Raw genomic sequence first — 25156 nt, forward strand, 5'->3', positions numbered from 1 at the left:
TTCCATTGCGTTCCCGCGCCACAGCGGCAGCGGTCGACCGCCCCATGCTACGACAGGGTGGGCCCCTTAAACGACGAACCCCGGCCAGGCCGGGGTTCGTCTGCGATCTACGCCGGCCTTACTTGGCGGCGATGACCTTGGCCATTTCCAGGCACTTGTTCGAGTAGCCCCACTCGTTGTCGTACCAGGTCACCAGCTTGACGAAGGTGCCGTCCAGGGCGATGCCGGCATCGGCATCGAACACCGAGGTGCAGGTTTCGCCGCGGAAATCGGTGGCCACCACCTTGTCTTCGGTGTAGCCCAGGATGCCCTTCAGCGGGCCTTCGCTCTGTGCCTTCACTTCGGCGCAGATCTCGGCGTAGGTGGCTTCCTTTTCCAGCTCGACGGTCAGGTCGACCACCGACACGTCCGAGGTCGGCACGCGGAAGCTCATGCCGGTCAGCTTCTTGTTCAGTTCCGGAATGACCACGCCGACGGCCTTGGCCGCACCGGTGGACGAGGGAATGATGTTTTCCAGGATGCCACGGCCGCCGCGCCAGTCCTTGTTGGACGGGCCATCGACGGTCTTCTGGGTGGCGGTGGCCGCATGCACGGTGGTCATCAGGCCGCGCTTGATGCCCCACTTGTCATTGATGACCTTGGCCAGCGGGGCCAGGCAGTTGGTGGTGCACGAAGCGTTGGAGATGATCGCCTGGCCGGCGTAGGTCTTGTCGTTCACGCCGTACACGAACATCGGCGTGTCGTCCTTCGACGGGGCCGACATGATGACCTTCTTGGCGCCGGCATCGATGTGCTTCTGCGCGGTTTCCTTGGTCAGGAACAGGCCGGTGGCTTCCAGCACCACATCAGCGCCGACTTCATCCCACTTCAGGTTGGCCGGGTCGCGTTCCTGGGTCAGGCGGATCTTCTTGCCGTTGACCAGCAGGTCATTGCCCTGCACCGCCACGTCGGCCTTGAAGCGGCCGTGCACGGAGTCGTACTTGAGCATGTACGCCAGGTAGTCCGGCTCCAGCAGATCGTTGATGGCCACGATTTCGATGTCGTCGCCGAAGTTCAGCACCGCCGAGCGCAGGACGTTACGCCCGATGCGACCGAAACCGTTGATACCAACCTTGATTGCCATTTCTCAAGCTCCTGCGGCCGCGACAGGTGCGGCGGGATGGATAGGGCCCACAAGTCTAGCAAACCGCCGCTGGCCACCGTGGGCCAGCCGGGACCGCCGGCCGGCCCACGGACAGGATTTGATCCGGATCAAAGCGTTAGCGCGGCGTGAGGCCGAGACTGTCGCCATCCACCCAGCAACGAGAACACCCCCATGCGCAAGACCTCCCCCCTGATCGTGGCCAGCCTGGCCGCCGCCCTGTCGCTCGCCGCCGCCCCGGCCATGGCCCAGTCCAAGGGCGACTGGACCGTCTCGGCCGGCGTGCACCAGGTGGCGCCGAAGTCGAACAACGGCTGGCTGGCCGGCGGCACCCTGAAGGTCGACGTCGACAATGACGTCAAGCCGACCATCACCGGCGAGTACTTCATCGCCGACAACCTGGGCATCGAAGTGCTGGCCGCGCTGCCGTTCAAGCACGACATCAACATCAACGGCCTGGGCCGCGTCGGCAGCACCAAGCAGCTGCCGCCGGTGGTCACCCTGCAGTACCACTTCAACAGCAAGGGCAAGGTGTCGCCGTTCGTCGGCGCCGGCCTGAACTACACCACCTTCTTCAGCGAAGACACTACGGGTGCGCTGGCCGGCAGCAAGCTGAAGCTGCAGGATTCGTGGGGCCTGGCCGCACACGCCGGCGTGGACTTCGCGATCGGCGAGAAGGGCGCCCTGCGCGTGGACATGCGCTGGATCGACATCGACAGCAAGGTGAAGTTGAACGGCGAGAAGATCGGCACGGTCAACATCGATCCGCTGGTCTACGGCGCTTCGTACGTCTTCAAGTTCTAAAGCGGTGTATTGGGCGCGGGGGCTTCGCCCCCGCTCCCCCGCTACACGCAAAACCCTCGCAGCATGTTGCCCCGGTAATTGCCGGGGCTTTTTTGTGCCTGGGACTGAAGCGGTTCCGGAGCTGGGGCAAGGCAGGGAGCGGAGCCGGGACACGCCGTAAACCCATCCCTGGGGGCTCGATGGCGCCATCCATGGCGCCAACGGTCCCGGCTCCGCTCCCCGCCTTGCCCCTTCCCATCACCGCGTGCGTACCAGCTCAAGCAAAGGCAAGAGCAGAACCCGTGCATCCGAGGCGCAGTGATTGCCTGTAATTGCAGGAGGCCGATTTTGATCCTGCATTTGTTTTTGATGTTGCATTTGACGTTTGCATCCGCCTCCGCGGCCATGTTTGGAGGGGAGCGCAGAGGGAGGGGCGGCGGGACCGTTGGCGCCATGGATGGCGCCATCGAGCCCCCAAGGACGGATTTACGGCGTGTCCCGCCGCCCCTCCCTCTACGCTTCCACTTCGGAACAGGAACGCGCCGCTCTTCAATCCACCTACCCCGCTAGAATGGGCGCATGAAAGCCCTGCACTCCCTGTTCCTCGCCGCCGCCCTGGCGCCGGCCCTGCTGTCCGTCTCCGCCCCTGCCCATGCCTGGGGCGCGCAAGGCCACCGCCTTGTCGCCGAAGTCGCCGACGCCCGCCTCACCCCCGCCGCCCGCGCCGAAGTGGACCGCCTGCTGGCCACCGAACCGGACGCCACCCTGGCCAGCATCGCGCCCTGGGCCGACCAGCTGCGCGCCAAGGACCCGGGCCTGGGCCGTCGCTCGGCCGGCTGGCACTACGTCAACATTGCCGAAGACGACTGCCACTACGAAGCACCGAAGCACTGCAGGAACGGCAACTGCATCGTCGAAGCCCTCAAGGCGCAGAGCGCCATTCTGGGCGACCGCAGCCTGACTGACGGCGAGCGCCTGCAGGCGCTGAAGTTCGTCGTGCACCTGGTCGGCGACATCCACCAGCCGATGCACGCCGGCTACGCCCACGACAAGGGCGGCAATGATTTCCAGCTGCAGTTCGGCAACCGCGGTACCAACCTGCACTCGCTGTGGGACAGCGGCATGCTCAACACCCGCAAGCTGGACGATGCCGGCTACCTGCCGGTGCTGCAGAGCCAGCGCGCACCGAAGCTGGCACGCCAGTCCAACCCGCAGCGCGACCCGCAGGCCTGGGCCGAGGCCAGCTGCCGCATCTCCATGCAACCTGGCGTTTATCCGGCCTCGCGTAAAATCGGTGACGAGTACACCGAGCGCTACCGGCCGCTGGCCGAAGCGCAGCTGCGGCTGGCCGGTGAAAACCTGGCGCAGTTGCTGAACCGCGTGCTCGGCACGCGCTGAGGAGAGCTCCAATGCCGGTCCAGGTGCAGTCGTTCTTCCACCGTGACAGCAACACCTTCAGCTACCTGGTCAGCGACCCGGCCAGCGGCGAGGCGGCGCTGATCGATCCGGTCCTGGACTACGACCCGGACACCGACGCCAGCAGCGAATCACCGCTGCGCGCGGCATTGCAGGCCATCGAACAACAGGGCCTGCAGCTGCGCTGGCTGCTGGAGACGCATGCCCACGCCGACCATGTGTCGGCCGGGCGCCGACTCAAGCAGCACTTTCCGCAGGCCACGCTGGCCATCGGTGAAGGCATCCGCGCGGTGCAGGCGACGTTTGCGCCACGCTATGGCCTGCAGCTTCCGGGCGCCGATGAAATCTTCGACCACCTGTTCAGTGATGGCGAGACCTTCACTTTGGGCGAACTGCGCTGCCAGGTGATCGCCGTGCCCGGCCACACCAGCGACAGCATCGCCTACCTGATCGACGATGCGCTGTTCACTGGCGACTCGCTGTTCATGCCCGACGGCGGCACTGCCCGCTGCGACTTCCCCGGCGGTGATGCCGCACAGCTGTACCGCTCGATCCAGCGCCTGCTGGCCCTGCCGGATGCCACCCGCGTTTTCGTCTGCCACGACTACGGCCCGGGCGGCCGCGACTTCGCCAACGAAACCACCATCGGTGAACAGCGCGCGCACAACATCCACGTGCACGACGGCGTGGCCGAGGCGGAGTTCGTCAGCGTGCGCCAGGCCCGCGATGCGACGTTGGAAGAACCGAAGCTGATGCAGCCTGCGGTAAAGGCCAATATCCAGGGCGGGGCCTGACGTACGCCGGGCAGAGCCCAGCGCCATCGGTTTCCATCACGGACCGCGAGCGTTCATTTTCCCTGCATCCGCACCACGTGCTGGCCCTTCACGATCTCGAACGTGAAGGCGTACTGCAGGGTGACCGCTACCGGCTCGACGCGCTCGGCGCCCCGGCAGTCACCGCGGTCGGCAGGCACCTTGCCCGCCGCGAAGTGGCAGACCGCTGCGGACGAGTACTTCCACATCGCCACGGCTTCCTGGGCAGCCTGCAGCAGGGGCGCATTCTCGCCCGCAGCACCTGCCGCGCACTCCGGACGATCGGTCAATGGCAGGCTTCGCTCCACGGCGCCATTGGCATCAACCACCACCTGCAGGCAGATCGTGGTCGGCGCCAGTTCCGCGCGCGGGTCACGATCGCCAACCTCCGGGTCAGGTGCCGCGTACAGCTGCGGCATCCGGTAGCCTTCGGTCGCACCCAGCGAATACACCTGCGACTGTCCACCGCCGCTGCCCGCCTGCGGCTGCAGGCGCTGGTGGCCGACATTTTCGCTGCGGGTATCCACCGTGGTCAGGCGGTCCTGGCTCGCGCACCCGACCAGCAGCGCTGCCGCCATGATCAGCGCAGCGGACTTCATTGGGTGTCCTCGGTGTTGTCCATGGCGAACGTGATCGGAATCTTCACCGCCGCTGCAACCGGCTTACCGTTCTTCATCGCCGGCCGATAGGTCCAGCTGCGTGCCGCAGCGATCGACACCGCATCGAACACGCCCGGATTGGTGGCACTGAGCACGCGGACATCGCTGGGACGCCCCTGCGCATCCACCTCCACGCGCAGGTTCACCACACCTACCTGGCGCTGCTCGAACGCGGATTTCGGATAGGACGGCGGTGGCATCCTGTCGATCTGGATCGGACGGTCCAGCCCAGCCTTGGCCGCACCTTCTTCCGCCGTTGCGTACGGCTCGACACCGATCCCCGGGCTCCCGGCCGCGCCGCCCTGGCTGGCCCATGCCACCGCGCCCATGCCCACACACAACCCGACCACCAGCACCTGCCCGGACACCCACGGCAATGCCTTCCGCTTGGACTGCTTCAACATGGCGATACGCTCCTTCAACACGGGTTGGCTGCGCCAATGGCAGACCGCGGGCGCAACCGGGTGGACCAGCTGCGCCTTCAGCAGCGTGCTGGCGTAGAGGCCGCGCAGCGCCGGCTGCGGGGCCATGGTGCGGGCATCGCAGGCCAGTTCCTGGTCGCGCAGGAAGCGGCCCGCAGCCCACGGCAGAAGCGGGTGGAACCAGAACACCGCGCGCATCAGCAGCAGCGCACCGTTGGCCCAGTGATCGCCATGACGGTGATGGCTGCGCTCGTGCTGCAGGATCAAGCTCTGTTCCTGTGCGGTGAACTGCAGGTCGAAGTCGGGACCAACCACGATGCGTGGGCGCCACAGGCCAACCAGCGCGGGCAAGCCGGGATCGCCGCTGGCCTGCCAGCTGCCATCGGTGCGCGGCGTCAGTGGGCCCATGCTCCGTTCGAAACGATGTTGTGCGTGCAGGTCGCGCAACAGGCGGATGCCCGCGCCCAATGCCCACAGCGCGAACAACAGCCCGGCCCATGGCAGCGAGGGCCCGCTCAGGGCATCGAGGGCACCGGGCATCACTTTCAGCGGCAGCGTGGGTACCTGCTGCAACACCGCAACCTGTGGCAATGGCAGCGTCAGGGCCACCAGCAGCAGCGGCAGCAGCCACCAGCTGCGGTAGGCCAGCCCAGCGCCCCCCAACCGCACCAGCAGCGGTCGCAGCACCGCCAGCAGGACCACACCCACGGCCAGCCACAAGCTGGCCCGCCACAGTCCGTCGAGCAGCTCAGTCATGGTCCAGCTCCTGGATCAGCTTCTTCAGTTCGGCGATGTCCTGCGCGCTCAGCTGGCCGCGTTCGCTGAAGTGCGCGACCAGCGGCGCCACGCGCCCTTCGAAGACACGGCCGATGAAGTCCTGGCTCTGCGCCTCCACCCACGCCTGTCGCTGCAGCAGCGGCCGGTACAGGTAACGCCGTCCATCGCGCTCGGCAGTGATCGCGCCCTTGGTCAGCAGGCGGTTGAGCAGGGTCTTGATGGTCGGCTCGGCCCAGTCGCGATGGGCCAGCGCGGCCACCACGTCATCGGCACTACGCGGTGCCTGCTGCCACAGCACCTCCATCACGACGGCTTCGGCTTCGCTGATCGGGGTCATGGTTTACATCCGTAATCGACAGATTGATTACGCGCGTAATCGAACTGCCTGTCAAGCCCCTCGACTCCGGGTTCATCCCGGCTGCGCCAGCATCGGTTCCTCCCGCCCCTGGCCCCGGATGAAAGCACTGCCGAAGAAGGATTTCCCGGTCGAGCAGGCCCGCCGCTTCCTCGAACCCGGCCCGATCGTGCTGGTCAGCACGGCATGGCGCGGCCAGCGCAACCTGATGACGATGGGCTGGCACATGGTCATGGGCTTCTCGCCTTCACTGGTCGCCACCTACCTGTGGGACGCAAACCACAGCCACGCGTTGGCGCGCGGCAGCGGCGAGTGCGTGATCAACGTGCCCGGGGTGGAGCTGCTCGATACCGTGGTGGACATCGGCAACTGCAGCGGCCGCGAGGTCGACAAGTTCGCCCGTTTCGGGCTCGACGCACTGCCCGCGCGTGAGGTCGGCGCGCCACTGGTCGGCCAATGCCATTCGTGCTTCGAATGCCGCCTGTACGACGACAGCCAGGTGGCAGCGAGCAATCTGTTCATCTGGGAAATCGTGCACGCCCATGTTGCGCCCCGGCCGAAACTGCCGCGCACGGTGCATTACCGCGGCGATGGGCAGTTCATGGTGGCCGGCGCGGAAGTCTCGCGTCGACGGCGGTTCAAGCCCGACATGCTGTAATGCCCGCACTTCCCCGACGCAGGACCGCCGCGCATGACCGAACACCTCACCGACCTGGACGCCGCCGTCGACTGGTTGTTTGCGCGCGTGGACGGGCCGCTGCGGATCGGGGCACCGCTGGCACTGGGCAAGCCGCATCGGCTGCTCAACGCCCTCTACGCGCGCGTCGAGCACGATCCGTCGCGGCCGCTGCAGCTGTATACCGCGCTGTCGCTGAATCCGCCGAAGGCGCGGGGCAACGGCCTGGAAGCCCGCTTCCTGGCACCGTTCGCGCAGCGCCATTTCGGCGACGACTTCCCGCGCCTGGCCTATGCCGATGCGATCGCACGCGACGCGTTGCCGGCACATGTGCAGGTGGAAGAGTTCTACATGCAATCCGGCGCCCTGCTCGGGTCGCGCCAGGCGCAATCCAGCTATACCAGCCTGAACTACACCCACGCCGCCGATGCGGTGGCGCAGCGCGCGCCACAGGTGATCGTGCAGAAAGTGGCGATGCGCCCGAACGACCGCCGGCTTTCCCTGTCGTGCAACAACGACATCACCCAGGACACGCTGGACGCGATGACCGCGCGTGGCCTGCCGCGTCCGCTGCTGATTGCCGAGATCGATCCCCAGTTGCCCTACCTGGGCGGCTCGGCCACGGTCGATGTCTCGTTCTTCGATCTGGTGATCACCCCACCGCCGCCGTACCCGGCGCTGTTCGGGCTGCCGCGGCAGCCGGTCGGCGATGTCGACTACGCCATCGGCCTGTACGCCAGCACGCTGGTGCGCGATGGCGGCACGCTGCAGATCGGCATCGGTACGCTGGCCGACGCGCTCAGCCATGCGCTGGTGCTGCGCCACACCGACAACGCGCGCTACCGCCGCGTGCTGCACGCGCTGGATCCGCAGCTGGCCAGCCACCCGCTGGTGCAGGAGATCGGCGGCGTGGACCCGTTCGAAGTGGGCCTGTACGGCTGCAGCGAGATGCTCAACGAGGGCTTCCGCAGGCTGGTGCAGACCGGGGTGATCAAGCGCAAGGTACACGATGACCTGGCGCTGATGCAGCGCATCGAGAACGGCAGCACGCTGTCGATCGACCACGCCACACTGGCGGCCGAAGGTGAGTACCTGCACGGCGCGTTCTACCTGGGCTCGCCGGAATTCTACGAGTGGCTGCGCACGCTGCCAGAGGACGAGTGCCGTGCGATCGGCATGCGCCGCATCAGCGAGATCAACCAGCTGTACGGCGGCAACGAAACGCTGGAACGCCTGCAGCGCCGCCATGCGCGCTTCTTCAACTCCTGCATGATGGCCACCGCGCTGGGCGCGGCGGTGTCCGACGCGCTGGACGATGGACGCGTGGTATCCGGTGTGGGCGGCCAGTACAACTTCGTGGCGATGGCACATGCCCTGCCGGAAGCCCGCAGCGTGCTGATGTTCCGCGCCGCGCGCGATGACAAGGGCCGACGCGAATCCAACGTGCGCTGGAACTACGGGCACACCACCATTCCGCGCCACCTGCGCGACATCTACCTCAACGAATACGGCATTGCCGACCTGCGCGGACTGACCGACGAGGACTGCGTGCATGCGATGACCGCAATCACCGAGGCCCCGTTCCAGGGCGGCCTGCTGCAGCAGGCGCACGCCTCGCGCAAACTGCTGGAGGTCGCGCAACCGGATCCGCAGCGGCAGCAGCGCAATACGCCGCAGGCGCTGACAGCGGCGCTGGCCCCGTTCCGCGCCGATGGCAGCCTGCCGGACTATCCGCTGGGCAGTGACTTCAACGAGATCGAGCAGGTGCTGGTGAAAGCGCTGGCGTGGCTGAAGGCCAATACGCAGACCCGCGGCGACAAGCTGCGTACCGTCTGGGCAGCACTACGGCAACCGGCCGGCGACGGCGATGCGGTGTACCTGCAACGCATGGGCCTGCAGGCGCCGAAGGATTTCGCCGAACGCCTGGACGCGCGCCTGCTGCGGCTGGCACTGGCGCGCACCGCCTGAGAAAAGGGGACGGAGGGGATTAAGTCGCTTGTGCACAAACGACTTAATCCCCTCCGTCCCCTTTTTCCTGCGGCAAAGAAAAGGCCGGCGTGCGCCGGCCTTTCCTCATTACGTCGCGATGCTGCTTACAGCGCCTTGGCGGCTTCCACCACGTGGGCGGTGGTGATGCCGAAGTGCTTGTACAGCTGGTCGGCCGGGGCGGAGGCACCGAAGGTGTCGATACCGATCACGGCACCGTCCAGGCCGACGAACTGGCGCCAGAAACCGGTGACGCCGGCTTCCACGGCCACGCGCTTGCGCACGGCGTTCGGCAGCACCGATTCACGGTAGGCCGCGTCCTGGCGCAGGAACACGTCGGTGGACGGCATCGAGACCACGCGGGTCTTGAGACCAGCCGCATCCAGCTGGGCCTTGGCTTCGGTGGCCAGCGAGACTTCCGAACCGGTGGCGATCAGGATCACATCCGGGGTACCGGCGGCATCGGCCAGCACGTAACCGCCGCGCTCGATCTGCGCGATCTGCTCGGCGCTGCGCGGCTGGTGCGGCAGGTTCTGGCGGCTGAACACCAGGCAGCTCGGGCCGTCCTGGCGGGTGATCGCGGCCTTCCAGCTCACCGCCGACTCGACCGCATCGCACGGACGCCACACGTCGTTGTTCGGGATGTAGCGAAGCGAGGCCAGGTGCTCCACCGGCTGGTGGGTCGGGCCGTCTTCGCCCAGGCCGATCGAGTCGTGGGTGTAGACGTGGATGGCGTGCGCCGGGATCAGCGCGCTCATGCGCACGCCATTGCGGGCGTAATCGCTGAACACCAGGAAGGTGGCGTCGAACGGAATGAAGCCACCGTGCAGGGCCAGGCCGTTGGCAATGGCGGTCATGCCGAACTCGCGCACGCCGTAGTACACGTAGTTGGCGTTGGCGTCGTCGCTGGCAACCGATTTGCTGCCCTTCCAGAGGGTCAGGTTGGAGTGCGCCAGGTCGGCCGAGCCGCCGACGATTTCCGGCAGCAGCGGGGCATAGGCTTCGATGGCCAGCTGCGACGCCTTGCGCGAGGCGATCGTCGGGCCTTCCGCGGCCACCTGGGCGATGTACGCATCGGCCTTGGCAACGAAGTCGGCCGGCAGTTCGCCATGCGAGCGGCGGGTCAGTTCGGCTGCTTCAGCCGGGTACTGGCTGGCGTACTTGTCGAACAGCTGTTCCCACTCGGCCTGGCGCAGGATGCCGGCGCCATTGGCGCGCCAACCGTCGTAGATCGCCTGCGGGATCTCGAACGGGCCGTATTCCCAGCCCAGCTGCTTGCGGGTGGCTTCCAGCTCGTCCTTGCCCAGCGGTGCACCGTGGCTGGATTCCTTGCCCGCCTTGTTCGGCGAACCAAACCCGATGGTGGTGCGGCAGCAGATCAGGGTCGGCTTGTCGCTCTGCGACAGCGCGGCCTCGATGCCGGCCTTGATGCTGTCCGGGTCATGGCCATCGACGTCGCGCACCACGTTCCAGCCATAGGCCTCGAAACGCTCCGGGGTGTTGTCGGTGAACCAGCCCTCGACGTTGCCGTCGATGGAGATGTGGTTGTTGTCCCAGAAGCAGACCAGCTTGTGCAGGCCCCAGGTGCCGGCCAGCGAAGCGGCTTCATGCGACACGCCTTCCATCAGGCAGCCATCGCCCATGAACACCCAGGTGCGGTGGTCGACCACTTCCAGCTCCGGGCGGTTGAAGCGCTGTGCCAGCAGCTTCTCGGCCAGGGCGAAGCCCACGGCATTGGCGAAACCCTGGCCCAGCGGGCCGGTGGTGGTCTCCACGCCCGGGGTCTCGTGGCGTTCCGGGTGACCGGCGGTGTGGCTGCCCAGCTGGCGGAACAGCTTCAGCTGCTCGATCGGCAGGTCGTAACCGCTCAGGTGCAGCAGCGCGTACTGCAGCATCGAACCGTGGCCGTTGGACAGCACGAAACGGTCGCGGTTGAACCAGTGCGGGTTGCTCGGGTTATGGCGGAGGTAGTCGTTCCAGAGGACTTCGGCGATGTCGGCCATGCCCATGGGCATGCCGGGGTGGCCGGACTTTGCGGTTTCAACCGCATCGGCGGCAAGGAAGCGGATGGCGTTGGCCAACTGGCGACGGGTAGGCTGCGTCATGGTTCTGTCGGAATCGGGAGGCGGCCGCGGACGTGCGGGCGGCCTATTGTCCCATAGTCGCCGGGCGGGGGGTCAGTTCACCTTGCCCGGTCGTGCCGGCCGCTGGCCGGCACGTCATGATCTCCGCCGGATTCCGCATGTGAAAGGGGCCGGAGCCCTTTCCCCTGCGGAAAGGAATCCGACCCCGATCAGGTCGCCAGCAGTGGCGTTGGACTCAGTCCTGCTGCGGACCCAGCGCCGGGCCATCGTGCGACTCGCCCTTGGCCACCAGCGTGGTCAGGGCCAGGTCGCCGGTCACGTTCAGCGCGGTACGGCACATGTCCAGGAAGTGATTCACGCCCAGGATCAGGCCGATGCCCAGCGGGTTCACACCGACCATCGCGCAGATCATCGCCACCACCGGCAGCGATCCCGACGGCACGCCGGCGGTACCGATGCCACCGAGGATGCAGACCGCCATCACCATGATCTGCTGGCCGATGCTCAGGTCCACGCCGAAGAACTGGGCCAGGAAGATCACCGTCACACCCTCGAACAGCGCGGTGCCGTTCTGGTTGGCGGTGGCACCCACGGTCAGCACGAAGCGCGACACGCGCTGCGGCAAGCCCATCTGGTCGGCCACGCGCAGCGCGGTCGGCAGGGTGGCATTGCTGGAGGCGGTGGAGAACGCCATCACCGTTGCTTCCTGGGTATCGCGGAAGAACGACAGCGGCGAGCGGCCGGACAGCCACACCGCGGTACCGTAGGTCACGATCATGTGCAGGCCCAGCGCCAGCACCACCACGCCCACATAGGCACCCAGGCGGATGATCAGCTCGAAGCCGAACAGCGCGGCCAGGTTGAACATGAAGCAGGCCACCGCATAAGGGGCCAGACGGATGACCAGGTTGATCAGGGTCATCGAGATTTCGAACACGCCTTCGATGGCGCGGCGCAGCGGGGCAACCTTTTCATTGTCGGTCAGCACCATGCCGATGCCGAACATCAGCGCGAAGAACATCAGCGACAGGATCGCGCCGTTGTCCGACGCGGCCTGCAGCACGTTGCTCGGCACGATCGAAAGCAGCATGTCCATGCCCTTCGGCGTGCCGTGGATGCCAGCGACGATTTCCTTGCTGCGCTCGGCGTTCTCCGAGAGCATCAGTGCCGCAGTCTGCGGATCGACGCCCGCGCCCGGCTTGAGCAGGTTGACCAGCACCAGGCCGATGCCCACCGCGATGCCGGACAGCAGCACGGTGTAGGCCAGGGTCTTCCAGCCGATGCGGCCGAGGGCGCGGATGTCGCCCATCTCCGACACGCCCATGATCAGCGCCGAGAAGATCAGCGGCACGATCAGCATGAAGATCAGGTTGAGGAACAGGCCCGACGCCGGGGTGGTGACGTAGTCCATTACCCACTTGGCACCAGCCTGCAGACCATCGACGCTGCCGCCCAGGGCGTGCACGATCAGTCCCAGGACCAGGCCGATCGCAAAGCCGATGCCCATCTTCCAATGCAGGGGCAACTTCTTCTTGTCGGCAGCAGCTGCTGTCATACGCGGGTTTCCTCGAAAAATGAATGCACTCTAACAAAGCGCGCAAGCGGCGCCGGTTCAGGTTCGCCGCGGCGGATACAGCGGCGCCAGGTCAGTGTCGGCGGTGCCCGCAGCCGCCGACCAGTGCGGTCCGTCACGGAAGACCTCGCGCAGGCGCGTGCGCAGCGGCGCCAGATCCCCCTGCCCGCCCCACCGCGCCTGCTGCAGGTCCTGTAGCACTTGACGCTGGGCTGCATCCCCAAGCCGCGCGATGACCTGCTCGATGCGTTCCACACCAGCCATCGCACACAGCTGTGCTTCCACCTGTTCGAAGCCCTCGCCATCCAGCGCGCGGCGCAGTTCTGCCAGGCCGGCACGCCCGCCCGCCGCAGTCGGCACAGAGGCCTTGCCCGCTACTGGCGCCACTGCGCGCGGGCGCCGACCTCGCTGCCAGCCCCACAGGAGAGTCAGCAGCCACAGCAACGCCAGGCCGATGGCCGCCGCCATCCACGGCCACGGACGCTCGGACAGGCCGCTGGCACGCGGATCGGTCGCGGCGATGCGGCTGTCCTGGCCATCGGCGCCCGGCAGCGCGGCATCGGTGTCGATCGGCGGCAATGGCGCCGGTGAGGCAGTGCCGGTGCCGGTGCCGGCCGCGACGGCCAGCGTCAGGTCCGGCAGCTTCGCCTCCTGCGCCCTGCCGTTACGCACATCCCACCAGGGCAGGCGCGGCCCCGGCACCACCAGCGAACCCGGCTGGCGCGGCACGATCGAATAGCGGCGGGTGATCTTCAGGCGCGGCGTGCTGCCGTTGAAGGTCTCTTCGTACTGTGCCGGTTCGGCGAACACCTGCGCATTGGTGCCGACATCCGGCACCGGCAGGTCGGTGAACTGCGCGCGCGTCGCGCCTTCGGCAACCGCTTCGACCACCACGTTGGCGGCCTCACCGGTGCGGGCACTGGTCGGCGCACTGGTGTAGCGCAGCTGCAGGCTCTGCAGTGGCAGCCACGGCTGCGGGGCCTGCGCCGGCTGTGCCTGCACCTGCAGCGTGCGGTCTGCGCCGGTGGCATTCATGCGGCCATCGCCACCGCCGAAGAAGTCGTCGAAGAAGCCACCCGCACTGCGCCCACTGAAACGGGCACCGGCCAGGCGCAACGCGCCACTGCGCTCGGGGATCAGCAGGAAACGCCGTTCGACCACGTTGTAGCGGCGCCCGTTGACCTGGCGTACATCGGTGCGGTCGTCGCCCACACGCTGCAACGACGCGCCCGCCGGGGTATCCAGCACCAGCTCGCCGGAGGCCAGCTGCGAGGCGAAGTACAGCCGCACCACCACGCCCACGCTCTGCTGCACATACGGCGTATCGTCATCGACAACGGTTTCGATGAAGGCCATCGCATTGCTGTCGGGCCCCGCCACGGCGGCCGCATCGACCTGCAGCGTCAGCGGTGCGGTGCGCACACTGCCCACCTGCAGGCCCGGTACCACCAGCGCACCACTACGTCGTGGTGTCAGCGCCACGCCATACAGGTTGCGCTGCTGCATGCTGCCATTGCTCCATTCCACCTGGCGGCTGCTGGTCTGCCCGCTCAGGTCGAAGTCGGTGCGCAATGGCGTGAAGTCAGGGGCGCCCTGGTCGCTCTCGACATTGAGCGTGACCGTGTCGCCCATCGCGATGCGGTCGCGGTCCAGCCACGCGCGCGGCTGCGCCCAGGCCAGCAGCGGCAGCCACAACAGCAGCGCCGCCAGCACCTGTCGAGGCCAGTGCCCGTGCATGTTGATCGACCGCGTCATCGCCCTTCCCTCTTCCTGCGTTCGTTTTCCAGCTGGAACTTGGCCCGCAGCAATGCGCCCGGATCATCCGGCACACGCCGCATCCATGCCTCCACCGCCTGTTGCTCCTCGCGCTGGCGCGGCGTGCGGCCCTCACCACCCGGCACTGGCTTGCCCCCCTTGCCGGCCTCACCCTCGCGTGCCTGCTGCATCGCCTGCTGCATGCGCTGGCGCTGCTGTTCATCGGCCTGCGCCTGCGCCTTGGCATCTTCCACCTGCGGTGGTGCCTGCTGGCCATCGCGGCCACGTTCGCCAGGCTGAGGCTCCGACTGCGCGTTGTTGTCACCCGCCTTGGGCTGGCCCTGCTGGCCCGACGGCGGCTGGCCCTGGCCGGGTTGCTGCTGGCCCTGCTTCGGCTGTCCCTGTGGGTTCTGTTGGCCCTGCGGGCCCTGCGGTTGTTTCTGCTGCCCGTTGTGCGGTGGCTTCTGTTGATCCTGGCCTTGGCCGCCCCCGGATGGCCTGCGCTTGCGTGCGGCATCGACCACGGCACGGTTGGCCACCGCATCGGCCATGCCCGGATGCAGCGCCAGCGCGCGGTCGTAGGCGGCAATTGCGTCGTCGTAGTTGCCTTCGCGTGCCAGCGTGTTGGCCAGGTTGTACCAACCGGCATCGCTGTCGATGCCTTCGAACTGTCTGCGTGCAGTGGCGAAGTCGCCCCTGCGGTAGGCCTGAACCCCCTCGGCCAGGCGTTGATGCTGCAGCTGGTCGCTGCGCTTCCACAGCGTGCCCTGCGCCGGCTGCGAGACAGGCGTCGCAGGGGCCTGCGCCTGCGCGTCATTCATCCATGGCAGCAGACCCACCGCGAGCACCGCAGCCAGCACCGCGCGACGGCGGAAGGCCAGCAATGCCAGCAGCATCACCGGCGGCAGCAACCAGAAGCCTTCGTCACGCCACTGCTTGCCTTCGCCCGGCCGCTGCGCCGCCGTGCCGTCGCGCGCGTCGAGTACACCGAGCGCACGCAGATCGCCGTCATCGGCAGAGATGCGCGCATAGCGGCCGCCACCGGCAGTGGCGACTGCACGCAGGCTGCCCTCATCCAGCGCGGCCTGGCGGATCTGCCCATTGCCATCGCGGTAGGCCGCACCGGCAGGCGTGCCCAGGCCCAGCACCGACACCTGCAGGCCCAGGCTGCGTGCCTGCGCCGCCGCCAGTGCAGCTTCGCTGTCCGCCTGATCGCTGACCAGCAGGATCTGCCCCTGCAACGCGCCGATCTGCCGCATCAAGCGTGTCGCCCAGTCGATGCCGCGGTCGGCACGCTGGCCATCACGCGGCATCACGTCCGGCGACAGCGCATCCAGATACAACGCAACATTGCTGCCGTCGTCGGTCAGCGGCGCCACGGTGTAGGCATCATCGGCATACACCACCAGCCCCACCTGCCCGCCCTGGCGCGCGCGCAGCAGTTCGCCCACTTTCGCCCGCGCCTGCAGCAGGCGCGACGGCGGAAGATCGGTTGCCGTGATCCGGCTGGACAGGTCCAGCACCACCAGCAGCGGTGCGCTGGCCTGGAACATCGGTTGTGCCTGCTGGCGCCAGCTCGGCCCGGCCATGGCCAGCGATGCCAGTGTCCAGCCCAGCAGCAGCGCCCATGGCAGGCGCACTCGACGCTTCGCGCCCGCGGCCAGCAGGTGGGGCAACAGGTGTGCGTCCACCGCCTGCCGCCACGCATCACTGCGTCGCTGCCGGTACATCGCGAGCGCGAGGATCAGGGGCAACGCCAGCAGCGCCCACAACCACTCCGGTCGCAGGAAGTGCAATGCGCTCCAATCGGGGAGATTCGAAGCAAACGCGATCATCGGCGACGCTCCGGCCACAGCCAGGCCAGCACGCCCAGCAGCAACGCCAGCCCCAACGGCCAGGCATAGCGTTCTTCGCGCGGACGCAGGCTCGGCCCCTTCGCGGCGACCGGCTCCAGGCGATCGAGCTCGGCGTAGATCCCGGCCAGCTGCGCGGTGTCACGCGCGCGGAAGAACTGGCCACCGGTCATGCTGGCGATCTTCTTCAGGGTGGCCTCATCGACCGGATCCTGGTCGGTGGAAATCGGGATACCAAACAGGCGCATGCTGCCATCGCCGCCGAATGCAACCGTGTGGATGCGCACGCCTTCGGCGCGCGCGACTTCCGCGGCGCGCAGCGGCTCCAGCACACCGGCGTTGCTGACACCATCGGTCAACAGGATCAGCACGCGCTGTCCCTCCGGCTGGCTGCGCAGGCGCTTCACCGCCAGGCCGATGGCATCACCGATGGCGGTCTCGCGCCCGGCCAGGCCGACCACGCTGTCGCGCAGCTGATCGCGCACGCTGGCCAGGTCTGCGGTAAGCGGCGTAAGCGTGTAGGCGCGATCCCCGAAAATCAGCAGGCCGACGCGGTCGCCGGCACGACGATCCAGGAAGTCGGCCAGCACGGCCTTGGCCGCGGTGAGGCGATCAACCGCCTGGGCTCCCAGCACCATGTCACCCTCGCCCATGCTGCCGGACACGTCCATCGCCAGCATCATCTGCCGGCCCTGCTGCGGCGGCGTGATGGCTTCGCCCAGCTGCTGCGGCCGTGCCAGCGCGATGCACAGCGCGCACCAGCCCAGCCATAGCAGCAGCGTGCGCAGCCACGACACGTCGACGCGGCCCCCACCGGACAGCGCTTCGAGCTCGGCGGCGGCGTAGGGCACACGCAGCGCGGCGCCCGGTTCTGCACGGCGCTTCCACCAGCGCATCAGCAACGGCAACGGCAGCGCGAGCAATGCCAGTGGCCATGCCAGCTGCAGGTCCGGCCATGGCCAATAGGTCGTCCAGAGGTTCATCGGCGGCGCTCCAGCAGCATCGCCAGATAGCGCTCGCGGGCCCAACTGCGCACGGCCGCCACGTCGCTGCTGTCGACGCGTGGGCGATACGCGCCTTCGGCCAGCAGGCTGCGGCGCGCATCGGGCAACGTGCCCTGCGGGTCTACACGCTGCCACCAGGCATCATCGCGCAGCGATTCACTGCCCGGCTTTGCACGGCGTGCGGCACGGCGCAGCAATCCGGCAATGGCCGCCAGTTCGGCCGCAGCGTCGGTGGTGGCTGCCAGTTCGCTATCGAACAGCTGCAACCAACGCTGGCGGCGACGGCGACGCCGCCACATCAGCACGGCGATCACCAACAGCACCAGCACCACCGCCGCGCCGACCATCAGGTAACCGGGGGCAGGCGGCCACCATGAAGGTGCCGGTGGCAACTGCACATCGCGCAGCGGCAGCGCGGCGCTCACGCCGGCACCTCGGTCGGTGATGGCGCCAGCCACGCGTCGCTGGGCGCATCCGTGGACAGCACCTGCACATCGACACGGCGTGCGCCGAGCTGGCGCCGCAGTTCCTGCAGCGGTTCGACGAAGTGTGCCTGCCAATGCGCCTGCACTTCACTGCGGCGCAGGTCGAGGCCGATGCGCTGCTGTGCGGTCTGGAACTGCAGCGCCGCCGAGGGGGGATGCAGTTCCAGCGGATCAACCAGCAGCACCAGGCTGAGATCGTGATGCTGGGCCAGCGCGCTCCAGCGCGCGGGCGGAATGCGGATGGCCTGCTGCGGATCGGCCAGCACCAGCATGCGTGCCCCCGGGCGCAGCACGCGACCGGCATGATCCAGTGCACGCGCCAGGCCCAGATCGTCGACCGGCGGCTGTGCATACCAGCGGGTCAGCGCGTCGAGCACGCGCAGCACGCCGCGTGGCCCGCCCGCAGGGGCAATCGGCGCTTCGCGGTCACTGCCGCGCAGCGCACCCACGCGGTCGCCGCGGCGCTGCGCCGACCACGCGGCAACCGCACCGGCACGGGCGGCCTGTACCGATTTGAAGCGCACGCGCGTGCCGAAGTACAGCGCCGGCGACGTATCGGCCACGATCAGGCTGACCCGCTCGCGCTCGGCCTGGAACAATTTGGTATGGGCGCGGCCGGTGCGCGCAGTCACGCGCCAATCGATGTGGCGCGCGTCGTCGCCAGCTACATATTCGCGCGACTCGGCGTATTCCATGCCGCGGCCGCGCAGTTGGGACGGTGCCTGGCCCGCGTTGCCGGTGCGGCCACGGCGCGGCGGCGGCGGACGCTGTGCCAGCCGCCGTAGCGCGACCAGTTCGGCCAGCTGCGGGCGCAGCCCGTCACCTTCGAGCGCGGACGGTGCCTGTTCCAGGGATGGATCGGTCATGCGCAGGCTCAGGGTGCCGGCACCCGGGCCAGCAGCTCCTGCACCAGGCGCTCGCCGTCCCAGCCCTCGGCGGTGGCTTCATAGCTGGGCAGCACGCGATGGCGCAGCACGTCGGCGGCGACTGCACGCACGTCGTCGGGCGTGACGAAGTCACGGCCGGCCAGCCACGCCCGCGCACGGGCACAGCGCTCCAGTGCGATGGAACCGCGCGGGCTTGCCCCCCAGGCGATGCGGCGGCCGAGGCCGGCGTCGTAGCGCGCGGGATCGCGCGAGGCCAGCACCAGTTCGATCAGGTAGCGCTCCAGTGCCGGTGCCATGTGCAGGTCCAGCACTTCGCGGCGGGCGTCGAACACGTCCTGCATGGGCATCTTGTCCGGCGCCGGCGCAGCCTCGCCCAATGCACCACGGGCACGCTCACGGGCCAGCCGCAGGATTTCCGATTCGGCGGCCTGGTCCGGGTAACCGATGCGCACATGCATCAGGAAACGGTCCAGCTGCGCTTCCGGCAGCGGGAAGGTGCCCTCCTGCTCGATCGGGTTCTGCGTGGCCATCACCAGGAACAGCGGCGGCAGCGCATAGGTATGGCGGCCAACCGTGACCTGGCGCTCGCCCATGGCCTCCAGCAGCGCCGACTGCACCTTGGCCGGTGCCCGGTTGATCTCGTCGGCCAGCAGGATCGGGTGGAAGATCGGGCCGGGCACGAACTCGAAGCGGCCCTCCTGCGGGCGCCAGATCTCGGTGCCGGTGAGGTCGGCCGGCAGCAGGTCGGGGGTGAACTGCACGCGGGCAAAGTCTGCTTCCAGGCGCGAGGCCAGTGCACGGATCGCCGTGGTCTTGGCCAGGCCCGGCGCGCCCTCCACCAGCAGATGGCCGTCGGCCAACAATGCAATCAGCAGGCGTTCGACCAGTGCCGCCTGGCCGACGATCTCGGCCGACAGCGCGTCGCGCAGCTGGGTGAACGCCGCATGCAGGCGGGAGGTGGCCGGCGCGGGCGGCGGCGAGACGGTTTCGGGCATCGGCGGTGGCAGGTTCATGGGGGCCTTTGACCGGCGCAGGACGGCACGGGTTCCCGACATCATCGCAGGGTGCCCTGCGATTGGCATCAAGAACCGCTGAACAGCCGTCCACGCTGGGCATGGATCTGCTTCGTGCATGCCGCCAGCCCAAACGAAAAAGGGCCGCACGGGGCGGCCCTTCTTCGTTTCGCGGGAGGCGCGGGCTCAGTTTTGCTTGGCCACGCGCAGCACCTTCGGGGTGACGAACACCAGCAGCTCGGCCTTGTCCTTGTTGCGACCGCGCTTCTTGAACAGGTTGCCCAGGAACGGCACGTCGCCCAGGAACGGCACCTTGCTGATGCTGTTGCGATCGGTGAACTCGTAGACGCCACCGATCACCACGGTCTGCCCATCCTCGACCAGCACCGCGGTGTTGACTTCGCGTCGGTTGATCGACGGCACGGTGCCGTAGCCTTCCAGCTGGATCAGCTGGTCGACTTCGTCCTTCTTCACCTGCATGTTGAGGAACACGCGGTTGTCGTTGGTGATGGTCGGGGTGACCTTCAGCTCCAGCACCACTTCCTTGAACTGGACGTTCGGGGTCGCCACGCCGCCAGCGGTACCACCGCTGATGGTGACGTAGCCGATTTCCTTGCCCTGCTTGATCATCGCTTCGCGCTGGTTGGTGGTGACCACGCGCGGGTTGGAGATCACCTCGCCTCGCGATTCCTGCTGCATGGCCGACAGCTCCACGTCCAGCAGGTAACCCGCATTGAGGATGGACAGTGCCAGCGAACCCGGGTTGCTGGCGGCGGCCACCGGCAGGTTCCAGTTCAGGCCACGGGTGATCGCCGAGCCGGACTTCACCGGCGGCGGGCCGACCCGGCCACCGGCTACCCAGTCACGCTCGGCCTTGGCATTGGCCAGGTCGGTCGCAACCTGCGACTCACGGGTCTTCGCATTGGCATCCAGGCTACCGCTGAAGTACACGTTGTCGCGGCTGCCGCTGACACCGAACTTCGCGCCCAGCTCGCGGGCGAAGGTGTCGGTAGCGATGACGATGCGGCTTTCGATCAGCACCTGGTCGACCGGTCGGTCGATCACGTTGATCAGCTCGCGCATGCGCGCGATCTTCTTCGGGATGTCGCTGATCATCAGCGTGTTGGTGCGCTCGTCGGCCACGATGCGGCCGCGCGAGGACAGGAAGCCACTGTCCTCCTGCGAGGAGCTGCCCGAACCACCACCACTGCCACCACCACCGCTGCCGCCGATGCCCTTGGCCTCGGTCAGCGCTTTGAAGATCTGCGTGGCGCTGTGGTAGTTGATCTGGATGTAGTCGGTCTGCAGGTCTTCGCGGTTCTCGATGGCGATGCGCGCGTCTTCCTTTTCCTGTTCGAACTTGGCCAGTTCGGCCTGCGGCGCCACCCAGATCACGCTGCCGTCGCGACGCTTGTCCAGGCCCTTGGCGCGCAGGACGATGTCCAGCGCCTGGTCCCACGGCACATTGACCAGGCGCAGGGTCACGTTGCCCTGCACCGAGTCGGACGCCACCACGTTCAGGTTGGACTCCTCGGCGATCAACTGCAGCACGGTGCGCACCGGCACGTCCTGGAAGTTGAAGGTCACCGGCTTGCCGGTGAAGCCGCGCTGGCCGACGGCCTTGGCCGCCTGGGTGACGCTGCCGGCGGTGACCGCACCCACGGCGGCTTGGGCCTGGCGCGGGCTGATCTCGACCACGTATTCGTTGCCGCTCTGGTAGGCCAGCGACTCCACCGCGCCACCGGTGCTCAGCACCAGTTGGGTGCCGGCGCCCGACGGCTTGGCGTCGATGCGCTGTACCGGCGTGGCGAAGTCGGTGACGTTCATCGGCTTCTGCAGGTTGGCCGGCAGCCGAGCATTGCCGACGTCGACCACCACGCTGTTGCCCTGCGTGCGCAGGTCAGGGATCGCGCCCTGCCCGTCGAACTGCACGATCAGGCGCCCGGCGCCGTCATCGCCACGCTTGAAATCGATCTTGGCCACCGACAGGCCCGCCGGCGCGGCGGGCGGTGCCACGGTGGCGCCCACCGGCTTTTCCGCCGGTGCGGCAGCCAGCGCCGGAGCGCAGGCCAGCATCAGCGCGACTCCCAGCGCGCTGACACGGTTCAAGGTAGAGCGCCGGATGGGACGCAGCCCCTTGGCTTGGTGAAAGGTCATCGTGCTATCCCCAGTAAACGATCATTGATCTTCAAGCGAGAGCGTTGCCGGCCGTTCCAGCCAGCCACCCGCGCCATCCGGCACCAGTTCGATCAGCTCCACGCGGTCTTCGAAGACCGCCGTGACCCGCCCGTCGCTCTGCCCCAGGTAACCGCCCGGGCGAACCCGGTAGGTGACCTTGTCCGGCCCCATCACCAGCGCCACGGTACCTGCGCCGGTACCGATGGTGCCGACCATGTCCAGCGCATCCAGCGGGAAGCCTTCCAACGGCTCCTTGCGCCGGTTCGGGTCCGGTCGCAATCCGCCATTCCCCTGCTGCGGATTGGTCCAGGCATCGGTGAACGGATCGCGCATGCCCTGCGCGGAGTATTCAAAGGTCTCGAACTGCTGCATCACCGGCAGCGGCTCCAGCGGTTGCGCCGGTCGCGCGCGCTCGCCTTCCACCCACTTCTCAAGGTTCGGTGCGTCACCGGGCGTGCTGGTCACGCCACGGCCGCAACCAGCCAGCAGCAGCACAGCCAGCACCATCGCACCACGTACGGTCTGCGCGCGCATCACTTCTTGCCCTCCTTGCCAGCGTCGGCCGCCTGCTGCGCCTGCACCTCGGTCTCGTCCAGGTAGCGGTAGGTCTTGACCGTACCGGACAGTTCCAGTGCACCGCTGCGGACGTTGCCGCCGGTCTTTTCCTTGGGCTTGAGGTTGATGTCGTGCATGGTCAGGATCACCACCCGCGGCAGCGAGGCCACGCCGCTGACGAACGCGCCGAACTGGTGGTAACTGCCCACCATGCGCAGCTTGATCGGCTTCTCGGCGTAGAACTCCTTGATCTGCTCCTGCTCCGGCTCGAACAGCTCGTTGGTCAGGCCGCTGGACAGCGCGGTCTGCGAGATGTCGATGATCAGGTCGGGCATTTCGGTCTTGCTCGGCAGCTGCCGCAGCATCTGCTGCAGCACCTGCTCCATCTGCGCCAGCTGCTGCTTCAGCGGCCCCAGGTTCACCGCGCGTTCCTGCTGCTTGGTGAACTCGGTGCGCAGCTCGACTTCCTTCGATTCCAGGCCGGCCAGTTCTTCGCGCTTGCCGCTGATCAGCAGCATCCACGCCACGAACATGATGACCAGCGCCAGCAACGAGCAGAAGACGATCTTGGCCTTCTGCGGCCAGTTGCCGATGTCGTTGAAATCCAGGTTCTTGATGTCGATCTTCTGGCTCATGCGCGGTCCCCCTGCAGCAGCGCATTGAAGGCCTGCGGCGGCTGCGCCAGGCGGCTGCCCTCAGGCTTCGGGGCAGGTGCCGGGGCCGGCGCGGCGGCCGGAGCGGCCGGTTGGTTCGGCTTGGCCGGCGTGGCCGGTGCAGTGGCCGGTGCGGCGGGAGCTGCTGCCGGCTGGCCCGCTGCCGGGGCCGCAGGCGTCGCGGCATCCGGACCTGCGGCCAACGGTGCCACCGGTGCCGGCGCAGCCGTCGCCACCGAGCCATCGGCGTTCAGGCCCGGCGTCGCCGACACCTCTTCGCTCTGTGCCGGCAGTTTCACCTTGACCACGAACACGTAGGGCAGCGCCTTGATGTCGGCCAGCGGGCCGGCCTTGCCGTCCTTGTCCTTCTCCGGGTCACGCGCTTCGATGATCGACAGCTCCGGGTTGGTCATCCAGCCGGAGGTCTCCAGGTTGCGCATGTAGGCCGAAACGCGGGCGTTGGACTGGGTGCGGCCTTCCAGCGTCAGTACATCCCCTTCCTGCTTCAGCGCGGTCAGCACCACGCCGTCGGGAATGGTGCGCACCAGCGCGTCGAACAGGTGGACCATCTGCGAGCGCTTGGCCTGCAGCTCCTCGATCACCTTCTTGCGGGCCAGCAGGCGTTCCTTCTGCGCATCGAGGCGGTCGATCTCCTTGTTCTGTTCCTTGACCTTCTCGATCTCGGCTTCCAGATAGGCATTGCGGTCCATCTGACCGCTCACCTGACGGTCGTAGTAGAACCAGATCATCAGCGACAGCAGCAGGCCACCGACGGCGGCCATGCCCAGCATTGCGTAGAACTCGCGCTGGCGTTGCTTGCGCCGCTCGGCGCGCCAGGGCAATAGATTGATGCGTGCCATCAGTCAAAGCTCCTCAGCGCCAGACCGGTCGCGATCATCAGCGCGGGGGCATCCTGGGCCAACGCATGCGCGTTCACCTTCGGCCCCAGGGTCATCTGCGCCAGCGGGTTGGCGACCACGGTCGGCACGCCCAGCTGTTCCTCGACCATCTCCGGCAGGCCACCGAGCACGGCGCAGCCGCCGGCCAGCACGATGTGATCGACGCGGTTGAATTCGCTGCCTGCGTAGAAAAACTGCAGCAGGCGGCTGATCTGCTGGACCGTGGCTTCCTTGAACGGCTCCAGCACTTCCATCTCGTAGCTTTCCGGCAGGCCGCCCTGGCGCTTGGCCAGCCCGGCTTCCTCGTAGCTCAGCCCGTAGCGGCGCATGATCTCATCGGTCAGCTGCTTGCCACCGAACACCTGCTCGCGGCTGTAGAGGCTGCGGCCGCCGCGCAGGACATTGAGGGTGGTCATTGTGGCGCCGATGTCGACCAGCGCGACCACGCCATCGATGGATACCGGCAGCTCGCTGGCGACCAGGGCGTAGGCGTTCTCGACCGCGAAGGCCTCCACGTCCATCACCTTGGCCTGCAGGCCACCGAGTTCCAGCGCGGACTGGCGCAGCTCGACATTCTCCGAACGCGACGCGGCCAGCAGCACCTGGACCATCTCCGGGTTGTTCGGGATCGACCCGATCACCTCGAAATCCAGGTTCACTTCCTCGATCGGATACGGAATGTAGTTGACCGCTTCCAGCTCGATCTGGGCTTCCATGTCGTTTTCGTCGAGATCGGCCGGCATCGGGATCACCTTGGTGATCACTGCCGACCCCGCGACGGCGGCAGCGGCCAATTTGGCCTTGCTGCCTGAACGGTTCATCGCCCGACGGATGGCCTCACCCACGGCCTCCACTTCAACGATGTTCTTCTCCACCACCGCATTGGGCGGCAGAGGTTCCACAGCGTAATGTTCCACGCGGAAACGATTGCCGCTGCGGGACAGCTGCAAAAGCTTTACCGCAGTCGAACTGATGTCGACGCCTACGAGCGGCGACTGACTTTTTGGGATGAGCCCCACGGTTTCTCCCCTGCCGACGGGCACTTGGACGCAAGACCTGCGCCCAAGCATTAATAACGTATTCTTAGCAAATGGCAACGGCCCTGCTGTGAATTCCTTCACGGATTCACCATGCAGCCCCTGACTGTTCCCCTTGCGCTCCCCGGTGCCGACCCCAGCCGGCACCTTGCG

General features: G+C 67.5%; 22 protein-coding genes. 5 read left to right on the forward strand and 17 right to left on the reverse strand.

The window, feature by feature from the left end; translation table 11 throughout:
• Positions 1–118 precede the first annotated feature (118 nt).
• On the reverse strand, positions 119–1123 hold the full coding sequence (gene gap, locus AC5P5W_RS16000) for a type I glyceraldehyde-3-phosphate dehydrogenase (RefSeq protein ID WP_005414333.1): 1005 nt from the start codon (positions 1121–1123) through the stop codon (positions 119–121).
• 192 nt (positions 1124–1315) lie between these two features.
• Here gap and AC5P5W_RS16005 point away from each other — a divergent pair, with 192 nt between their 5' ends.
• The 3 genes from AC5P5W_RS16005 (at position 1316) to AC5P5W_RS16015 (ending at position 4134) form a co-directional block, all read left to right on the forward strand.
• Positions 1316–1945, forward strand: coding sequence for an OmpW/AlkL family protein (locus AC5P5W_RS16005; RefSeq protein WP_014648239.1), 630 nt, complete (start codon positions 1316–1318; stop codon positions 1943–1945).
• Between the two features lie 558 nt (positions 1946–2503).
• On the forward strand, positions 2504–3322 hold the full coding sequence (locus AC5P5W_RS16010) for a S1/P1 nuclease (RefSeq protein ID WP_049406223.1): 819 nt from the start codon (positions 2504–2506) through the stop codon (positions 3320–3322).
• A gap of 11 nt (positions 3323–3333) precedes the next feature.
• Positions 3334–4134, forward strand: a complete 801-nt coding sequence (locus AC5P5W_RS16015) for an MBL fold metallo-hydrolase (protein WP_197575474.1) — start codon at positions 3334–3336, stop codon at positions 4132–4134.
• A gap of 53 nt (positions 4135–4187) precedes the next feature.
• Here the strand turns inward: AC5P5W_RS16015 and AC5P5W_RS16020 are convergent, their stop codons facing one another.
• Genes AC5P5W_RS16020 through AC5P5W_RS16030 form a run of 3 tightly spaced genes read right to left on the reverse strand, consistent with a single transcriptional unit; the run spans position 4188 to position 6347 of the window.
• On the reverse strand, positions 4188–4751 hold the full coding sequence (locus AC5P5W_RS16020; protein ID WP_014648242.1) for a hypothetical protein: 564 nt from the start codon (positions 4749–4751) through the stop codon (positions 4188–4190).
• Positions 4748–5989: a M56 family metallopeptidase gene (locus AC5P5W_RS16025; RefSeq protein WP_495221277.1), complete on the reverse strand. Its 1242-nt coding sequence runs from the start codon at positions 5987–5989 to the stop codon at positions 4748–4750. Before AC5P5W_RS16025 ends, AC5P5W_RS16020 begins: the two co-directional genes overlap by 4 nt.
• Positions 5982–6347 (reverse strand): BlaI/MecI/CopY family transcriptional regulator, encoded by a 366-nt coding sequence (locus tag AC5P5W_RS16030; protein WP_014648244.1) that lies wholly within the window; start codon positions 6345–6347, stop codon positions 5982–5984. The genes AC5P5W_RS16025 and AC5P5W_RS16030 overlap by 8 nt, the downstream gene beginning before the upstream one ends.
• A gap of 118 nt (positions 6348–6465) precedes the next feature.
• Between AC5P5W_RS16030 and AC5P5W_RS16035 the strand changes: the two genes are divergently transcribed.
• Both AC5P5W_RS16035 and AC5P5W_RS16040 read left to right on the forward strand, forming a co-directional pair.
• Positions 6466–7023, forward strand: a complete 558-nt coding sequence (locus AC5P5W_RS16035; RefSeq protein WP_014648245.1) for a flavin reductase family protein — start codon at positions 6466–6468, stop codon at positions 7021–7023.
• Between the two features lie 33 nt (positions 7024–7056).
• Complete coding sequence (locus tag AC5P5W_RS16040) at positions 7057–9009, forward strand: acetyl-CoA hydrolase/transferase C-terminal domain-containing protein (RefSeq protein ID WP_197575472.1); 1953 nt, start codon at positions 7057–7059, stop codon at positions 9007–9009.
• A 125-nt stretch (positions 9010–9134) separates the two neighbouring features.
• On the opposite strand, the gene tkt is transcribed toward AC5P5W_RS16040, so the two are convergent.
• From tkt to AC5P5W_RS16105, 13 genes are all read right to left on the reverse strand, one after another.
• Positions 9135–11132 (reverse strand): transketolase, encoded by a 1998-nt coding sequence (gene tkt / locus AC5P5W_RS16045; RefSeq protein ID WP_164077921.1) that lies wholly within the window; start codon positions 11130–11132, stop codon positions 9135–9137.
• A 214-nt stretch (positions 11133–11346) separates the two neighbouring features.
• Entirely contained in the window at positions 11347–12666 is a 1320-nt protein-coding gene (locus tag AC5P5W_RS16050; RefSeq protein WP_014648249.1) for a dicarboxylate/amino acid:cation symporter, read from the reverse strand.
• A gap of 57 nt (positions 12667–12723) precedes the next feature.
• Entirely contained in the window at positions 12724–14439 is a 1716-nt protein-coding gene (locus AC5P5W_RS16055; RefSeq protein ID WP_164077922.1) for a BatD family protein, read from the reverse strand.
• Positions 14436–16274, reverse strand: coding sequence for a VWA domain-containing protein (locus AC5P5W_RS16060; RefSeq protein ID WP_053495746.1), 1839 nt, complete (start codon positions 16272–16274; stop codon positions 14436–14438). Before AC5P5W_RS16060 ends, AC5P5W_RS16055 begins: the two co-directional genes overlap by 4 nt.
• Entirely contained in the window at positions 16271–17275 is a 1005-nt protein-coding gene (locus tag AC5P5W_RS16065) for a vWA domain-containing protein (protein WP_014648252.1), read from the reverse strand. Before AC5P5W_RS16065 ends, AC5P5W_RS16060 begins: the two co-directional genes overlap by 4 nt.
• Positions 17272–17721, reverse strand: coding sequence for a DUF4381 family protein (locus AC5P5W_RS16070; protein ID WP_014648253.1), 450 nt, complete (start codon positions 17719–17721; stop codon positions 17272–17274). Before AC5P5W_RS16070 ends, AC5P5W_RS16065 begins: the two co-directional genes overlap by 4 nt.
• On the reverse strand, positions 17718–18647 hold the full coding sequence (locus tag AC5P5W_RS16075) for a DUF58 domain-containing protein (RefSeq protein ID WP_046432294.1): 930 nt from the start codon (positions 18645–18647) through the stop codon (positions 17718–17720). Before AC5P5W_RS16075 ends, AC5P5W_RS16070 begins: the two co-directional genes overlap by 4 nt.
• An 8-nt stretch (positions 18648–18655) precedes the next feature.
• Positions 18656–19681 carry an AAA family ATPase gene (locus tag AC5P5W_RS16080; protein ID WP_014648255.1) on the reverse strand — a complete coding sequence of 342 codons (1026 nt, stop codon included), beginning with the start codon at positions 19679–19681 and terminating at the stop codon, positions 18656–18658.
• 186 nt (positions 19682–19867) lie between these two features.
• Positions 19868–21838, reverse strand: coding sequence for a type IV pilus secretin PilQ (locus AC5P5W_RS16085; protein ID WP_495221279.1), 1971 nt, complete (start codon positions 21836–21838; stop codon positions 19868–19870).
• A 21-nt stretch (positions 21839–21859) separates the two neighbouring features.
• Positions 21860–22393 carry a pilus assembly protein PilP gene (locus AC5P5W_RS16090; RefSeq protein ID WP_005418914.1) on the reverse strand — a complete coding sequence of 178 codons (534 nt, stop codon included), beginning with the start codon at positions 22391–22393 and terminating at the stop codon, positions 21860–21862.
• Complete coding sequence (locus AC5P5W_RS16095) at positions 22393–23049, reverse strand: type IV pilus inner membrane component PilO (RefSeq protein ID WP_005418916.1); 657 nt, start codon at positions 23047–23049, stop codon at positions 22393–22395. Before AC5P5W_RS16095 ends, AC5P5W_RS16090 begins: the two co-directional genes overlap by 1 nt.
• Positions 23046–23927: a PilN domain-containing protein gene (locus AC5P5W_RS16100; RefSeq protein ID WP_014648259.1), complete on the reverse strand. Its 882-nt coding sequence runs from the start codon at positions 23925–23927 to the stop codon at positions 23046–23048. Before AC5P5W_RS16100 ends, AC5P5W_RS16095 begins: the two co-directional genes overlap by 4 nt.
• A complete protein-coding gene (locus AC5P5W_RS16105; RefSeq protein WP_014038321.1) occupies positions 23927–24985 on the reverse strand; it encodes a pilus assembly protein PilM in 1059 nt (352 codons plus the stop codon). The genes AC5P5W_RS16100 and AC5P5W_RS16105 overlap by 1 nt, the downstream gene beginning before the upstream one ends.
• Positions 24986–25156 lie beyond the last annotated feature (171 nt).

The organism is Stenotrophomonas sp. YJH_SMC_123, from assembly GCF_059368215.1.

What these genes read in the sequence shown, in the direction of transcription:
- gap (WP_005414333.1), bottom strand. Translation starts at nt 1,123, where the DNA reads ATGGCAATCAAGGTTGGTATCAACGGTTTCGGTCGCATCGGGCGTAAC.
- AC5P5W_RS16005 (WP_014648239.1), top strand. Translation starts at nt 1,316, where the DNA reads ATGCGCAAGACCTCCCCCCTGATCGTGGCCAGCCTGGCCGCCGCCCTG.
- AC5P5W_RS16010 (WP_049406223.1), top strand. Translation starts at nt 2,504, where the DNA reads ATGAAAGCCCTGCACTCCCTGTTCCTCGCCGCCGCCCTGGCGCCGGCC.
- AC5P5W_RS16015 (WP_197575474.1), top strand. Translation starts at nt 3,334, where the DNA reads ATGCCGGTCCAGGTGCAGTCGTTCTTCCACCGTGACAGCAACACCTTC.
- AC5P5W_RS16020 (WP_014648242.1), bottom strand. Translation starts at nt 4,751, where the DNA reads ATGAAGTCCGCTGCGCTGATCATGGCGGCAGCGCTGCTGGTCGGGTGC.
- AC5P5W_RS16025 (WP_495221277.1), bottom strand. Translation starts at nt 5,989, where the DNA reads ATGACTGAGCTGCTCGACGGACTGTGGCGGGCCAGCTTGTGGCTGGCC.
- AC5P5W_RS16030 (WP_014648244.1), bottom strand. Translation starts at nt 6,347, where the DNA reads ATGACCCCGATCAGCGAAGCCGAAGCCGTCGTGATGGAGGTGCTGTGG.
- AC5P5W_RS16035 (WP_014648245.1), top strand. Translation starts at nt 6,466, where the DNA reads ATGAAAGCACTGCCGAAGAAGGATTTCCCGGTCGAGCAGGCCCGCCGC.
- AC5P5W_RS16040 (WP_197575472.1), top strand. Translation starts at nt 7,057, where the DNA reads ATGACCGAACACCTCACCGACCTGGACGCCGCCGTCGACTGGTTGTTT.
- tkt (WP_164077921.1), bottom strand. Translation starts at nt 11,132, where the DNA reads ATGACGCAGCCTACCCGTCGCCAGTTGGCCAACGCCATCCGCTTCCTT.
- AC5P5W_RS16050 (WP_014648249.1), bottom strand. Translation starts at nt 12,666, where the DNA reads ATGACAGCAGCTGCTGCCGACAAGAAGAAGTTGCCCCTGCATTGGAAG.
- AC5P5W_RS16055 (WP_164077922.1), bottom strand. Translation starts at nt 14,439, where the DNA reads ATGACGCGGTCGATCAACATGCACGGGCACTGGCCTCGACAGGTGCTG.
- AC5P5W_RS16060 (WP_053495746.1), bottom strand. Translation starts at nt 16,274, where the DNA reads ATGATCGCGTTTGCTTCGAATCTCCCCGATTGGAGCGCATTGCACTTC.
- AC5P5W_RS16065 (WP_014648252.1), bottom strand. Translation starts at nt 17,275, where the DNA reads ATGAACCTCTGGACGACCTATTGGCCATGGCCGGACCTGCAGCTGGCA.
- AC5P5W_RS16075 (WP_046432294.1), bottom strand. Translation starts at nt 18,647, where the DNA reads ATGACCGATCCATCCCTGGAACAGGCACCGTCCGCGCTCGAAGGTGAC.
- AC5P5W_RS16080 (WP_014648255.1), bottom strand. Translation starts at nt 19,681, where the DNA reads ATGAACCTGCCACCGCCGATGCCCGAAACCGTCTCGCCGCCGCCCGCG.
- AC5P5W_RS16085 (WP_495221279.1), bottom strand. Translation starts at nt 21,838, where the DNA reads ATGACCTTTCACCAAGCCAAGGGGCTGCGTCCCATCCGGCGCTCTACC.
- AC5P5W_RS16090 (WP_005418914.1), bottom strand. Translation starts at nt 22,393, where the DNA reads ATGCGCGCGCAGACCGTACGTGGTGCGATGGTGCTGGCTGTGCTGCTG.
- AC5P5W_RS16095 (WP_005418916.1), bottom strand. Translation starts at nt 23,049, where the DNA reads ATGAGCCAGAAGATCGACATCAAGAACCTGGATTTCAACGACATCGGC.
- AC5P5W_RS16100 (WP_014648259.1), bottom strand. Translation starts at nt 23,927, where the DNA reads ATGGCACGCATCAATCTATTGCCCTGGCGCGCCGAGCGGCGCAAGCAA.